This window comes from Cupriavidus sp. YAF13, from assembly GCF_052113425.1.
Taxonomy (GTDB): Bacteria; Pseudomonadota; Gammaproteobacteria; order Burkholderiales; family Burkholderiaceae; genus Cupriavidus.
The window spans coordinates 24,919-38,956 of record NZ_JBFRDD010000055.1 but is presented as its reverse complement, the minus strand read 5'-3'; the positions used below and the strand labels follow the sequence as shown (position 1 = coordinate 38,956).

At 65.8% G+C, this 14,038-nt stretch carries 13 protein-coding genes; all 13 read right to left on the bottom strand.

What is annotated here, in order from left to right; translation table 11 throughout:
- Position 1: 1 nt before the first annotated feature.
- The 13 genes from AB4061_RS32495 to AB4061_RS32435 all read right to left on the bottom strand — a co-directional run bounded on the left by AB4061_RS32495 (position 2) and on the right by AB4061_RS32435 (position 13,925).
- Complete coding sequence (locus AB4061_RS32495; RefSeq protein ID WP_441640314.1) at positions 2–1,132, bottom strand: DegT/DnrJ/EryC1/StrS family aminotransferase; 1,131 nt, start codon at positions 1,130–1,132, stop codon at positions 2–4.
- Positions 1,129–1,683: a dTDP-4-dehydrorhamnose 3,5-epimerase gene (rfbC, locus tag AB4061_RS32490; protein ID WP_441640313.1), complete on the bottom strand. Its 555-nt coding sequence runs from the start codon at positions 1,681–1,683 to the stop codon at positions 1,129–1,131. The genes AB4061_RS32495 and rfbC overlap by 4 nt, the downstream gene beginning before the upstream one ends.
- Complete coding sequence (locus AB4061_RS32485) at positions 1,680–2,927, bottom strand: methyltransferase domain-containing protein (RefSeq protein ID WP_441640312.1); 1,248 nt, start codon at positions 2,925–2,927, stop codon at positions 1,680–1,682. The genes rfbC and AB4061_RS32485 overlap by 4 nt, the downstream gene beginning before the upstream one ends.
- Positions 2,924–3,988: a CDP-glucose 4,6-dehydratase gene (rfbG, locus tag AB4061_RS32480; RefSeq protein WP_441640311.1), complete on the bottom strand. Its 1,065-nt coding sequence runs from the start codon at positions 3,986–3,988 to the stop codon at positions 2,924–2,926. Before rfbG ends, AB4061_RS32485 begins: the two co-directional genes overlap by 4 nt.
- On the bottom strand, positions 3,988–4,761 hold the full coding sequence (rfbF, locus tag AB4061_RS32475) for a glucose-1-phosphate cytidylyltransferase (RefSeq protein ID WP_441640310.1): 774 nt from the start codon (positions 4,759–4,761) through the stop codon (positions 3,988–3,990). Before rfbF ends, rfbG begins: the two co-directional genes overlap by 1 nt.
- Positions 4,758–6,983, bottom strand: a complete 2,226-nt coding sequence (locus tag AB4061_RS32470; RefSeq protein ID WP_441640309.1) for an O-linked N-acetylglucosamine transferase, SPINDLY family protein — start codon at positions 6,981–6,983, stop codon at positions 4,758–4,760. Before AB4061_RS32470 ends, rfbF begins: the two co-directional genes overlap by 4 nt.
- Before the next feature lie 59 nt (positions 6,984–7,042).
- A complete protein-coding gene (locus tag AB4061_RS32465) occupies positions 7,043–9,292 on the bottom strand; it encodes an O-linked N-acetylglucosamine transferase, SPINDLY family protein (protein ID WP_441640308.1) in 2,250 nt (749 codons plus the stop codon).
- 253 nt (positions 9,293–9,545) lie between these two features.
- Positions 9,546–9,878, bottom strand: coding sequence for an EscU/YscU/HrcU family type III secretion system export apparatus switch protein (locus AB4061_RS32460; RefSeq protein ID WP_441640307.1), 333 nt, complete (start codon positions 9,876–9,878; stop codon positions 9,546–9,548).
- Positions 9,875–11,230, bottom strand: a complete 1,356-nt coding sequence (gene fliK / locus AB4061_RS32455) for a flagellar hook-length control protein FliK (protein ID WP_441640306.1) — start codon at positions 11,228–11,230, stop codon at positions 9,875–9,877. The genes AB4061_RS32460 and fliK overlap by 4 nt, the downstream gene beginning before the upstream one ends.
- An 8-nt stretch (positions 11,231–11,238) precedes the next feature.
- Positions 11,239–11,580, bottom strand: coding sequence for a flagellar protein FliT (locus AB4061_RS32450; protein ID WP_416051757.1), 342 nt, complete (start codon positions 11,578–11,580; stop codon positions 11,239–11,241).
- 1 nt (position 11,581) lies between these two features.
- Positions 11,582–12,022 carry a flagellar export chaperone FliS gene (gene fliS, locus AB4061_RS32445; protein WP_441640305.1) on the bottom strand — a complete coding sequence of 147 codons (441 nt, stop codon included), beginning with the start codon at positions 12,020–12,022 and terminating at the stop codon, positions 11,582–11,584.
- A gap of 50 nt (positions 12,023–12,072) precedes the next feature.
- Entirely contained in the window at positions 12,073–13,500 is a 1,428-nt protein-coding gene (gene fliD, locus AB4061_RS32440) for a flagellar filament capping protein FliD (RefSeq protein WP_441640304.1), read from the bottom strand.
- A 47-nt stretch (positions 13,501–13,547) separates the two neighbouring features.
- Complete coding sequence (locus AB4061_RS32435; RefSeq protein ID WP_441640303.1) at positions 13,548–13,925, bottom strand: flagellar protein FlaG; 378 nt, start codon at positions 13,923–13,925, stop codon at positions 13,548–13,550.
- Positions 13,926–14,038 lie beyond the last annotated feature (113 nt).

Below are 14,038 nucleotides of genomic sequence, written 5' to 3'. Positions count from 1 at the left end.
ATCAGCCCACCACTTTGTCAAAATAGCTACGCACCTTGGCGGCCACTTCGCGCACGATCGCCAGATCCATCTTGGAGTACAGCGGCAGCGACAGGATTTCCTTGCCAACACTGTTGGTGACCGACAGGTCGCCCGCCTTGCAGTCCTTCCACAGCGTGAACCAGTGGCCCGGCTGCCAGTGGATGCCGGTGTCAACGCCGTTCTCCTTGAGGTACGCGCGCAGATCGTCGCGATGGCCTTCGGGCACGCGGATGTAGTACAAGAACGGGTTCACATCTTCGAACTTCGACTTCGGCGTGCGCACCATGGGCACATCGGCCAGCAAGCGGCTGTACTCCACGCAGGCATCGCGGCGCGTCTTCGCGATGGTGCCGATCTTGCGCAACTGCGCCAGGCCGACGGCAGCATGCATATTGATCATGTGATAGCGATAGCCAACGCGTTCCACGTCGAAGGTCCATGCACGCTGGTTCTTGTACATCACGGCTGCCGGCTGTTGCATGCCAAGCAGACGCAGCTCATGCACCAGTTTCAGGTCCTCGGGCGTGCTGACCACGATGGTGCCGCCGTCCAGGCAGGTCACGGTCTTCACCGGATCATGGCTGAACACGCAGATATCGGAGAAGCTGCCGACCGGCTTGCCCTTGTACTTGGAGCCAAAGGAGTGCGCCGCATCGTGAATGACGCGCAGCTTGTGGCGCTGGGCGAACGCGGCCACTTCGTCGTGGTCGCACAGCAGGCAGTCGTAGTCCATCACGATGATGGCCTTGGTGCGCTCGGTGACCAGCTCTTCGGCGCGCTTGAGGTCGATGCACAGCGTGTCGTCTTCGCAGTCGCAGAACACGATCTCGGCGCCCACCTGCGTAATGACCTGGAAGTCCGCCGAACAGTTGAACGACGAAACGATGACCTCGTCGCCCGGGCCCACGCCGGCCACGAGCAGTGCCACGTGCAGGCCGGCCGTGCCGGTGCTGACGGCGGCTACGTATTTGTCTTCGGCGCCGATCAGCTTCTTGACTTCTTCCTCGAACGCGGACACGTAGCTGCCCATGCCGAGCCAGCCGAGCTCAAGGGCTTCGCGGCTCGCCTGGATTTCTTCTTCTTCGATCAGCGGTTTGAACATCGGAATCATGTCGGGTCTCCTGCGTTGGGTTGGTGTTGCCACAGTGGATGTTGTTGGTCGCGTGGAGAGAGGATGGGGTTCTCCAGCGGCCAGGGAATATCGAAAGCGGGATCGTTCCACCGCACGCCCGCCGCGTGGGCGGCAGAGTAGGGCGCGGACATCTGGTAGAACATCTCGGTGTCGTCGCAAAGGGTCTGGAAGCCGTGCGCCACGCCTTGCGGCACGTACAGCATGGCGGCGTTGTCGCTGCTGAGCTCAAACGCCTGCCACTGGCCGAAGCCCGGCGTGCCTTCGCGAAGGTCCAGCAGCACGTCATGCACCTTGCCCCGGGTCACCCGGATCAGCTTGGCTTCCGCGTACGGTGCCGTCTGGTAGTGCATGCCACGCAGCGTCCCGCGCTGGCGGCTATAGGACACGTTGCACTGAACCAGGCGCGCATCCAGGCCCTGCTCGTGAAACGCCTGCTCGCACCAGGTGCGAGCAAAATGGCCGCGGTCATCGCGGAGCTGCTCGGGCTCGACCAGGAGCACGCCAGGCATGCGGGCGGCAACGAACTTCATAGACTACGCACCTCCGGGATCGGCACCAGGAACTTGCCGCCCCATTCGCGGATATGCGCCATCTGGCCCATGATCTCCTCGCGCAGGTTCCAGGGCAGGATCAGCACGTAGTCAGGACGATCCGCGTCGATGGCTTCGGGCGCCAGCACCGGAATGCGCGAGCCTGGCAACAGCGTGCCTTGCTTGTGGGGATTCCGGTCCACGGTGTAGTCGATGAAATCGGTGCCGATGCCGCAATAGTTGAGCAAGGTGTTGCCTTTGGCCGGTGCGCCATAGCCAACGACGCGCTTGCCGGCGCGCCGCGCGGTCACGAGAAAGTCAAGCAGGCTGCGCTTGGTGGCGCGCACCGCTTCCGCAAAGGCGGTGTAAGGCGCGAGCGTGGTCAGGCCGGCGGCTTGCTCCGCCGCCAGGCATTGCGCGACCTGCGCTGTGACCGCGTGCGCGGCAGCCTGGTGACAGACAAAGAGGCGCAGGCTGCCGCCATGAGTGGGCAGGGTCTGCACGTCGAACACGCGCAAGCCCGCGCGTGCAAACACCGGCAGCAGCGCGCTTAGCGACAGGTAGGAGAAATGCTCGTGGTACAGCGTATCGAACTGCGTTTCGGCCATCAGGCGCAACAGGTGCGGGAACTCAAGGGTGATCACCCCTTCAGCCTTGAGGACGCGAGGCATGCCGCCAACAAAGTCATTGAGGTCAGGCACATGCGCCAGCACGTTGTTGCCAAGCAGGAGATCGACCTGCCAGCCCTCGTCGCGCAGCGACTGTGCGGTTTCGCGGCCAAAGAACACTTCGCGGCTGGCGACACCGCGTTCGCGCGCGGCCGCGGCGGTATTGCCCGTGGGCTCGATGCCCAGGCAATCGATGCCGGCCTGCACAAAGTACTGCAGCAGGTAGCCATCGTTGCTGGCGATCTCCATCACGCGGCTGTCCCCTCCCAGCGCGAAGCGCTTCGTCATGTCCTCGACGTAGCGGCGGGCGTGCTCCAGCCAGGAGGCGGAGAACGAAGAGAAGTAGGCGTAGTCGTCGTGAAAGTGGGCCTGGGCCCCCGTCACGTCGCTGAGCTGCACCAGCCAGCAGTGGTCGCAGACTAGCGCATGCAGGGGATAGAACATCTCGCCCTTGCCAGCGTCTTCGCGCTTGATGAAGGCGTTGGAGACCGGGGACAGTCCCAGATCGACGAAGGTGTGCACCAGCGGCGCGCCGCAGGCGCGGCAGTTACCGTGGTTGGGTGCGGCGTCTGTCATGAGCAGAATCGATCCAGTTGTTGTTCGGAGAGCCTGCGCGCCTGATGTGGGTCGCGCTGGACCGTGCCATACCACTCGGCGGTAGCGGCCAGTGCCTCGTCAAGCGTCCAGCGCGGACGCCACGACAGCACTTGCCGGGCCTTGGCCGAATCGAGATACAGGTAGCGGGCCTCATGCGGCGCTTGCTCCCGGGCGGCCTCGTCGACCTCCCATTGCAAGGCTGGCCAGTGAGCCTGCAGACGCGTGAGGACCTCGGCCACAGGGAGGTTATCGGTAGCGGCGGGACCAAAGTTGAAGGCGCCGGCCAGTGCCTGTTCGCCTGCCCACAGGCGTTCGCCCAGCAGCAGGTATCCACGCAGCGACTCCAGCACGTGCTGCCAGGGACGGGTGGCTTCCGGGCTGCGGATGCGCAGTGGCTGCGCCGCCGCGGCGGCGCGGGCGGCATCCGCGATCAGGCGATCCATGGACCAGTCGCCGCCGCCGATCACGTTGCCGGCACGCGCGGTCGCCACCAGTACGCCGCTCCCGGCCAGGAAGGCCTGCCGGTAGCTCGCCGCCACGAGCTCCGCGCCGGCCTTGCTGGCACTGTAGGGATCGTGGCCGCCGAGCGGGTCGGTCTCGCGGTAGCCCCACAGCCATTCGCGGTTCTCATAGCTCTTGTCGGTGGTGACCACCACCACGGCGCGCACCGATGGGCAGGCCCTCACGGCCTCCAGCAGGTGCACGGTGCCCATCACATTGGTCGACCACGTTTGCACCGGCTGATGGTAGCTGGCGCGTACCAGCGGCTGCGCGGCGAGGTGGAAGACGATTTCGGGCTGTGCCGCATGCAGCGCGGCGGTCAAGGCAGCCTGGTCGCGGACGTCGCCATGGTGGTGCGCGTGCATGCCAGCCTCGACATCGGCCAGGGTGAACAGCGCCGGGCTGGTGGCGCAGGGCAGGGCATAGCCGCTCACGCGCGCGCCCAGCCGGGTCAGCCACATCGCCATCCAGGCGCCTTTGAAGCCGGTATGGCCCGTCAGGAAGACAGAGCGCCCGGCGTAGCAGGACAGTGCACGCATTACCAGCATTTCCAGGGAGCGGAGCCGGACTGCCACATTTCTTCCAGCTGGGTCTTCTCGCGCAGCGTGTCCATGGGCTGCCAGAATCCGTCGTGCTCGTAGGCCAGGAGATGCCCCAGGCGCGCCAGTTCCTTCATCGGCGCTTGTTCCCAGGGGGTCTGGTCGTCGGCGATCAGGTCCAGCACCTCGCGCTCGAGCACGAAGAAGCCCCCGTTGATCCAGCCGCCATCGCCGCGCGGCTTCTCGGAAAAACCGGTGACCATGCCCTCAGTGGTCCGCTCGAGTGCGCCATAGCGCCCGGGAGGTTGCACTGCGGCGACGGTTGCCCAGCGTCCGTGGTTGCGGTGGAAAGCGATCTCCGCGCTCAGGTCGATGCTGGAGACACCGTCGCCGTAGGTGAAGCAGAACGACTCGCCAGGCGTGAGGTAGTCGCGCACCCTGCGCAGCCGGCCGCCGGTTTGCGCATCTTCGCCGGTGTCGACCAGCGTGACCCGCCACGGCTCTGCCTTGCGGCAATGCACGTCCATGCGGTTCTCCGACATATCGAAGGTGACATCCGACATGTGCAGGAAGTAGTTGGCGAAGTACTCCTTGATGACGTAGCCCTTGTAGCCCAGGCAGATGATGAAATCATTGATGCCGTGCGCCGCGTACATCTTCATGATGTGCCACAGGATCGGCTTGCCGCCGATCTCGATCATCGGCTTGGGGCGCAGGTGCGATTCTTCGGAAATGCGGGTACCAAGCCCGCCCGCCAGGATGACGGCTTTCATGCGGCTTCCTCCAATACCTGGATGCCCAGGATTTCATGGGTCGTGGGTTTGCCCTGGCGCTCGATCAAGGCGAGGTCCAGGCCGAACTGCTGCTGCAGGATGTCAGCCAGGGGGCTTTTATCGTGGCCGCCTTCGTCCATGCGTACGCTCAGCAGCCGATAGAGCGGCACGTGGTACGGGCGCAGGTTGATGCTCTCCATCAGCAGTTCGAGGGCGCGGTCGTGGTTGCCCAGGTGCTGCTGCATCTCGCCCAGCGCGAACGCGACCAGCCAGTGCTTGCTCCACTTTGCCGACATGTTCTCCAGCAGGCTGCTCAGCTCGATATGCCGCCCTTCCTCCAGCAGCAGGCCGATGGTCAGCACGAGTTCTTCCATGGAATGCCATGCGCCGGCGCAGAACACGCCATCCTGCGTGCGTGCCTCGAGATGGCTGACGTCGCGGTGCTGGCCAACCAGCGCTATCGCCTGGCTTTCGAACCAGCGCGCGAAGCCGGCGGCGTCGAAGATGGCGCTCTTCTCGAAGCGGTGCCGCATGCTCAGGCGCAGGGCATTGAGCTGCTCGCGGTTGCTGGCCAGGCTGGCCGCCACCGTGACATAGGCTTCTTCGGTTTCGCAGATCAGCTCGTCCAGCCCCATGGCGTGCAGGAACGGCGCCGAAACGCGGGTGTGGAACGGGGCGCAGGCCAGCGTGACCACGGGCACGCCCATCCAGAGCGCGTCGCAGGTGGTATTGCCGCCGGTAACGGGGGAGGTATCGAGCACGATGTCGATATCGTGGTAGGTCAGGTATTGGTTCTTGCCTTCCCTCGGGATGCAGGTCACCCGCTGCGTATCGATTCCGGCCTGCTGCATGCGCTCCAGAAGCGGAATCCTTACCTCGTCCCGGTCGAGTTCCGCGGCTTCCACCAGCAGCCGGCTATCCGCGCAGCTTGCCAGGGTGGTGCTCCAGAGCCGCAGCGTGCGGTCCGTGATCTTGCCGAGGTTGTTGCAGGAGCCGAAGGTGATGAAGCCGTTGCGGGCAGCAGGCGTTTCGCGTACCTGGTATTCGGGCTGGTAGGCCTTTAGCGGACTATTGATCATCGGGTAGTAGACCGCGAAGATGCCCGGCGCGCGCAACAGGTTCTCCGTGTAGTGCGATTCGGCTCCCGCCGGGTCGCCGATCCAGTCCGTGATGCGATGGTGGATGGCTGGCATCCCGGTGCTGCCGGGATAACCCAGCCAGGTGAGCTGGACAGGGGCCAGGCCGTAGACCATGTAGTGCAAGGGCGAGGTGCCCGTGTAGCCGCCGAGATCGATCAACAGGTCGAGGTTTTCCTCGCGCACTGTCCGCACGACTTCGTTCTCCGCCATGTTGGCCACGTCGACGAAGCGATCGCAATACATGGCGATCTTCTGCGTGACGGTGTCCCGATAGGCGTGCAGGCCGAGCGCTACCACTTCGAATCGCGCCCGGTCCAGATTGGCGATGAAGGGAACCAGGATGTAGGCGCACGCGTGGCGGAACAGGTCATTCGAAAGAATACCAACGCGAATGCGCTCGGACGCCGGCCTCTGTTGCACAGGCAGCAGAGGCAGTCGCTTGCTAGCAAGCGACTGCGCGAAGCTGCCGGCCTCCTTCAGCAGGTCGCCGGCGCTCGTCTTCTCGCCGAACAGCAGGAGGAACAGCAGATTGGAGCGGATGCTCTTGTTGCCCGGGTCAAGGGCCGCGGCCTTCCTGAGTACCGAGATCGCGTCTTCCGCGAATCCCGTGTCTTTCAGGTCGTTGGCGTAATTTGCCAGGATGGCGGGATTGTTGGGGGCGATCTCGAGCGCTTTGAGAGACGCGTGCTTGGCGTCCGCGTGCAGGGCCAGCTTCTGCAGGACGATGGCATAGTTGGCCCAGGCCGCCAGGCTGCCCGGGTGCGCGGCGACGCAGTCCCGCAGCATGATGCGAGCTGGCTCGAGCTTGCCCATCGTGCACAGGATGCGCGCGACCGTGGCGATCATGTCAGGCTGGTTCGGGTGCGCCTTCAACCCGTCCTGCGCGATGCGGTAAGCCTGCTCGATCTGCTGAAGGCCGAGCGTGGCTACGGCGCGCAAGTAGTAGGCCAGGTAGAGGCCGGGGGCCAGCTTCCCGGCCTTCTCCGCATGTTCGATGGCCTCATGGTACCGGCCGGCGAAGTAGCTGGCCTCGGCCTTCTTGAGGTACCGATCCGCTTTGGAGCTGGCTGCGTTGTTCTTCATTGTGGATGGGCTAGTTTGTCAGGCGAGGCGGCGCGCGGCCAGGGCTTGCGCGGCAGCCATCAGGCGTGGGCTGGTTCGAGGTTTTGCGCTCGCGCGATGTCGATGCCAAGCACTTCGAGGACCGTGGGCGTTCCTTGCTGCTCCAGGAACGCCAGGCTCATGCCGAATTGCTGTTGCAGGAATTCAGCCAGCATGCCCTTGTCATACTGGTATGCATCCATGCGGGCGCTGAGCACACGATAGAGCGGCAGGTGATACGCACGCAGGCCGATGCTCTCCATCAGGTATTCGACGCAGGCTTCGGGCTGCCCGCTGTGATGCGCGATCTCGGCCAGTACATAGGCCGTGATCCAGTGCCTGGGCCATTTCGCGGAGAAGTTCTCCATCAGGCTGCGCAGCTCCACGTAGCGCTGGGCATCCAGCAGGCCCGCGATCGCCACCACGATCTCCGCCATGGTGTGCCAGGCGTCGGCGAAGTAGACGCCATCGAGCGAGCCGGCAGGCTGGCTATCGATCGGCCTGTGGGGCTGGACCAGGGTGGTCAACTGATCTTCCAGCCAGCGCGCGAATCCTGCGCTGTCGGCCAGGGGGCTCTGCTCGAAGCGCTGCCTGGTCGATAGCCGCAAGGCATTGAGCTCTTCGAGGTGGGTCGCCAGGTGCACCGCGACCTCGACATACTCGCGTTCGTCCGCGCACACCAGGCCATCGAGCCCGATGGCATGCAAGACACCCGCGGAGATCCGCGAATGGTAGGCGGCGCCGGCCCGCGATACCACCGGCACACCCATCCACACGGCGTCGCACGTGGTGGTGCCGCCGGTCAGCGGCCACGTGTCGAGGACGATGTCGATGTTGTTGTAGGTCAGGTACTGGTTTTGCACCAGCCGCGGAACGCGGATGACGCTGCCCGCGTCGATGCCGACCCGGGCCAGGCGTGCCAGCAGCGGTCCGCTCACGGCGTCGTTGTCGATGTCGCGCGCTTCGATCAGCAGCCGGCTGCCGGGGCAGCGCGCCATCACGGCGCCCCACAGGGCAAGGGTCTGGTCGGTCACCTTGCCCAGGTTGTTGCAGGAGCCAAAGGTGATCGCGCCAGTCCCGTTGCGCAACGCGGGCGTGTCCTGGACCCGGTACTTGGCGCCGTAGGTCTCGAGCGGGCTATGGATCAGCGGGGCATAGGTGCAAAAGGCGGGCGCCCTGAGCAGGGCTTCGCTGTAGTGCGGCTCGAATCCTTCCGGATCGCAGGTCCAGTCGGTGATGCGGTAGTCAATGGCGCTCAGCCCTGTGCTGCCCGGGTAGCCCAGCCATGTCATCTGTACCGGCGCCAGGCCATGGACCATATAGGGCAGCGGGGAAGTTCCGGTATGCCCGCCGAGGTCGATCAGCACGTCGATCTGCTGACCGCGCACGATGTCGACGATGTCGGCGGTGGACTTGCCGGCCAACTCGATGAACTGGTTGGCGTGCAGCCGGATCTTGTCGGTGACGTGGTCGCTCTGCGGGTTGAGCGAGAACGCCACCACTTCTACGCGGGTGCGGTCCAGGTTGGCAAGCAGCGGCAGGATGAAGTAGGCACAGGCGTGCCGCAGCAGGTCATTGGATAGCAGGCCCAGGCGGATCGGGCCGCCGTCCTGGCGCAGGGCGTGCTTGCGCAGCGGGAAGCGCTGCCCGGCCAGCAGCAGCTGCTCGTAGGCCCTGGCCTCGCGCAGCAGGTCGGGCGCCGTGGTTTCCTGCGCGAACAGCATGGCGAACAGCAGGTTGGCGCGGATGGCGAGATTCTTCGGGGCCAGTCTTACCGCTTTCCATAGTGCCTCCATGGCCTCGCCCATCTCCCCGGTTTCCTTCAGGGCGAGGGCGTAGTTGCAGGCGGCGATGGGTTCGTTCGGATCGATGGCCAGCGCCTTGAGCGCCGCTTCCTTCGCCGCCGCGGGCTCGCGCAGCTCCAGCAGCAGGGCGGCGTAGTGCACCCATCCGCTGATGGAGCCCGGCGCGTTGGCGACGCATTGCTGCAGCAACTGCCTGGCGTCCTCGTGCTTGCCATTGCGCAGCAGGACGAAGCCGCCTAGCGACATCAGGTCGATGTTCGCCGGGAAGCGCTGCAAACCGTCGCGCAGGATCTCGCCGGCTTGCTGCGTATCCTGCATCCCCAGCGCCGCGGCCATTTGCCAATAGCTGGCGTCGGCCCGCTTGCCATGGATTTGCTCCGCCCGTTCGGCCTCCTTGAACGCGGCGCGGTATTGGCCGGCATTGTAGAGTTCGCGCGCCTTGTCGATTTGACGCGGTGCCCTGGAAGCAGTCTGGAGTGGTTTCATCGTTTAAGCCCGTCTTGGCGGGCTGGAACAGGTAGTACGCTTGATGGCGATGCTGGCGCGCCGCCGCGGGCCGTGAACGGCGGTATTCGCAAGGGCAATTGCCAGGCTGTTTCGGCCCCCTAAAACTTAACAGGGCGTCACGCAGGGGGAGGCGGGAATACAGGCCAAAAACAAGGCCAATTCGAGGGGCTTGGAAGTCGTGAGATGAATACGCCGCGTGGATGCCAGGAGCCTGGCGCGGCGGGTGGTGGCGTCAGCCCTGGCTGCCGTGCTGCGTGCCGGATGGGTGGCCGGCGCTAACCTGGTCCTGCTCGAGCTGATACAGCCACGCGAGCAGTTCCGCCACCGCCATGTAGAGCTGCGGGGGGATGTGCGAGTCCAGGTTGACCTGCATCAGCAGGGTTACCAGCGCGGGCGAGTTGTGAACGTAGACGCCGCTCTCGCGGGCGCGGGCGATGATGGCATCGGCGACCTCGCCGTAGCCCTTGGCGACCACGCGCGGGCCGCTGTCGCGGCTTTCGTCGTAGCTCAGCGCGACCGCGCTGCCGCGCGGGCTGCCGTCGAGCACATCGTCCGGGTAGCTCATGATCCGATGCTCCGGCCGGGCGAAAGGATGCCGTCCACCGCCAGCGTGGTGAGGTTCAGTCCGGTGGCCGCCAGCCGATCCTGCAATTGCGCGCGTGCCGCATTCAGGCGGTTGACCGAGTCCGGCGCGGCCAGGCGAGCTTCGATGCCGTTGCCAGCCAGGCTCAGGCGTGCTTCCACGGTGCCGAGGTTGGGGAACTCCAGCACCAGCCGCGTCGACCACACGCCGGTGGCGGGGTCGGGGCCTTCGCCCTGGCTGCGTGCCTTGCTGTCATCGGGCTCGCGCCGGATCTGCCAGTCCATTGGCGTGCCCGGCCACGCTTCGCCCATCCAGCGGAACTGCTGGGTGGCGAGGGCGTCGAGCTGCTGGCGCACCAGCGTGGCGGCGTCGGGATGGACCGGCGGGCCAACCGGCGCCGCCAGTTGCCGGGCCTCGGCCGCGGTGCCGCCATCGCGCCAGGAGCTATCGATGTGCAGGTGCCTGGCTTGCGCCTGCGGGTCTGCCTGTGCCGCTGACGCCGCCTGGTAAGCCTGCGTGGCCTGATGGGCAAGATGGGCCGAGGGGCCTTGCGGGACTGTCAGCGATGAGGCAGCACCGGCGGGCTGCGCCGTGTTGCTGCTGTTGTTGCCTGAGCCCCGCGGCGCAGGCACAGGGGCTGCGGGGCCCGCCTCGGCATCGACGAGCGCCCCCAGGGCCGCGGCTGCAAGGTTGATCGCCGTACCGCTGGCGGCCGGCGGCTGGGGCTGAGCCGCCGGTGCTGGCGGCGCAGCGGGGCTTGCCGAGGGTTCATACGTCAGCGCCAGCACGGGCCGCGCCGCGCCGCCCGCGTTGGCGCTCGCGTCAGGGCTGCCGCTGCCAGGAGTGCCCGGCGGGCGGCCCAGCAAGGCTTGCGGCTCGCGCAGCAGGCTGTCCAGCCCGCGCGTGCCGTTGAGCAGCTGTCCCAGATGGGATTCGTAGAACAAGCCGCTTTGCCCGACCTGCCGCGCCAGCGCACCGGCCAGCGCGGCAGCCTGGCCGCTGCCGGGCGGTGTGGGCAGGAGCGGGGCGGAGCCGCGCAGCGGTGTGGATTCGGTGCCTTCCAGGATATCCAGGATGACGCGCGCCGCCGAGCTCAAGGTCTCACGTGCCGAGGCTGGCGCTGTGCCGGCCGCGGGGTTGAGCCCGCCGCCGGTTACCTGGCCGGGACGGCCTTGCTGCACCGTGGGGCCGCCAGTCGCGGGACCCACCGTATCGGTGACGGTGCCCGTGGGCAACAGCGCGGCCAGCTTGGCCACGCTTAGTGCGGATGTGAGGCCTTGCGTATCCGCACGCAGCGCGAGCGAAGGGTCCGGCGGAAGATTGATGCCGACCATTCAGCGTATCAGAGGGCTGCGTCAGCGCCGTAGGTGTGGTGCAGTTCCAGGCGGCGGCGCGAGTGATTGAGCAGGTTGCCGAGGCGTTCGAGCTGGGGCATCACCAGGTTGCGGATGGCGGCATCCTGCGACAGGATGCTCTCCAGCATCTGGTAGCGGTAGCGGCGTTCCTGAGGCGAGAGCAAGGCTACGTCGTCGTTATTGCGCAGCACGTTGACCTGGGCCACGTAACGGGTCTGCAACGCGCTCAGGCTGTCCCAGTCGCTGGCGCGTGCGGCTTCGCACATCTGCCCGGACAGGCCGAGCAGTTCTTCATAGCAGGCGATGAGTCGGTTCTTTTGTCTGAGCATGTCATACCCCTACCGAGACGGCTTCCGGGGGCCGCAGCGGCTGTTGCTCCGGCTCCGCGGCGGGGTCGATCTGGCTCCACGCCGAGGCCAGGTCGGCCAGCAGCTTGTCCACTTCGAACAGCCGGTCGTCATCGTTATGCAGGTTGCCCAGCATGAGCTGGCGGGTCATGTACTCGTAGAGCGCATCGAGGTTGCCCGCGAGTTCGGCGCTGGCGCCGTGGTCCAGCGAGGCACGCAGGCCGCTGTCGATGATCTCGATCGCCTTCGAAATGGCCATGCCCTTGTCGGCGATTTTGCCCGCCTCCATGTGGAAGCGCGCGCGGGCGATGGCTGCCCGCGCGCCGTCGAACAGCATCACGATGAGCCGGTGCGGAGAAGCACTCATGGCTCCGGTCTGGACGCCTACATTGGCATAGGCGTTGGCGGCAGTGCGTGCGTACATGGCGGCGATCCCTAGGTTTGGTGCGGCGGCTGCGAACGGGGTGACGTGGGTCAGGCCGTCTTGCCGCTTGCAGCAGAAAACTGCTGCGTCAGATAATTCTTGGTGGCAGTCATCTGCGACATGATCGAGTCCAGTTGCTGGAACTGGGTACGATACTGCGCGACGGTGGCATCGATCTGGGCGGACATGTTGGTGTAGTCCGTAGCTAGTGACTTGAGTTGCGCATTGACGCCGTTGGTGGCGGTGGTCAGTGCCCCGGTGGCGCTGGAGAAGCCGGCTGCCACGGTCGCCAGCTGGTTGCCATAGCCCGACTTGCCGTCGGTGCCGCTGAACAGCTGGGCCACGCCGGCCTTGTTGCTGGCTAGCACGCTGTTCAGCTTGGCGGTGTCCAGCGACATGGTGCCGTTCGCGTTGAAGCCGATGCCGATCTGCGTCAGGTTGTTCAGGCTGCCGCTGGCGCCTGTCTGCGGCGTGTTGATCACGGAGCGCAGCTGGTTCTCGATCGTGCGCAGGGTGCTGTCGCCCAGCAGTACGCCCGCGGTCTTGGTGGTCGCGTCGTAGCTGGACAGATTGCCTGCCGTGGTCTGCAGCGTGTTGTAGGCGGTGACAAAGCTCTGCACCGCGCTGGCCATCGTCGAGGTGTCGGTGGACACGCTGATCGTGCTGGAGCCGAGCGTGGCCAGGTTCATCGTGACGCCCTGCGCGGCGCCCTGGACCGTGTTGGTGGCGCTGGTGATCGCCAGGCCATTGACGGTGAGCTTGGCGTCCGCGGCCTTGACGTTCTCGGTCATGGCCTTGGTGCCCGCCGGATCATACGACAGCAGGCCGCTGATGGTGCTGGGGTCGCCCGCGCCATTGCTGGCCACCGACACGCGCATGCTGGAGGCGGCGCCGGACGTGTTGGAGGTGATCACCAGGTGATAGGGCGCGCTGCTGCCGTCATTGACGATGCTGGCGGTGACGCCGGCATTGGCCGCGTTGATGGCATCGCGGATGCCGGTCAGCGTGTTGTTGGTGCCGTTGATGTTGATCGAGGTGGGCGTGCCGCTGCCCGGCGTGAACGTCGTGCCGCTGGTGGTGCCGAATTCGATCTTGATGCTGGCGCTGCCCAGCAGCTGGCCGGTGCTGTCGGTGATGCCGTTCGACACCAGCGTCTGCGACTGCGCCAGGGCCGTCACGTTGACGGCATAGCTACCGGCTACTGCGGTCTTGTCCGCGGCCGTGGTCAGCACGCTGGTGTTGCTCGACGTAGTGGTCGTGCTGTTATACAGGCTGGCCGTGCCGAGCGCGGCGGCTGTGGTCTGGAACGAGGCCACGGCGCCCTGGAGCACGCCATAGGCCGACAGCTTGGAGGTCGCCGCCGTCTGCTGGTCCGTGATCGGCGTGAGCTTTGCCTGTTCCCCCGACTGCAGATTGGTCAACAAGGTACTCAGATCCAGTCCGGAACCAACGCCAAGCGACGAAATCGATGAACTCATGATTGCTACCTGTGATGACTTTGTTCGGGGGGGGGAGGGCTGGCCGCTCAAGCGGTCTGGTGAATCAGCAGGCCTTGCAGCTTGTCAATGGCCCGGGTGATGCGCAGGACTTCTTTCGAGGGGAACTGGCGGATGGTTTCGCCTGTAGTCTTGTCCACCACCACCGTCACGAAGCGGTGGGTGTCGTGGTCGATGTTGAACCGCACCTCGACCGGGGTCGCCCGCAAGGCTTCGTTCAGACTGGCGAGCGCGCTGGCCAGCTCCCTGGAGCTGGCCGCTTCCGCTTTCGCGGCTGCGGCCCCCTCAGCCGAGGCTGAGCCCGCTTGCTGGCCGGCGGCCGGCTCGCCTGCCGTATCCACGGACGAGGCCGGGGTGGCGGCAGGCGTGGCGGTCATCGGCGATAGCAGTTCGGGCGATCTGATCATGGTCTGTCTCGCGGCGGTTGGGTCGGAGCATAAAAGCCCCGGTGGAAACGCTTTCAGAGCGGAGACCGCTCTGGAAGCATTCCCGGCAGTACCGGGCCCGCAGGCCCGGCACT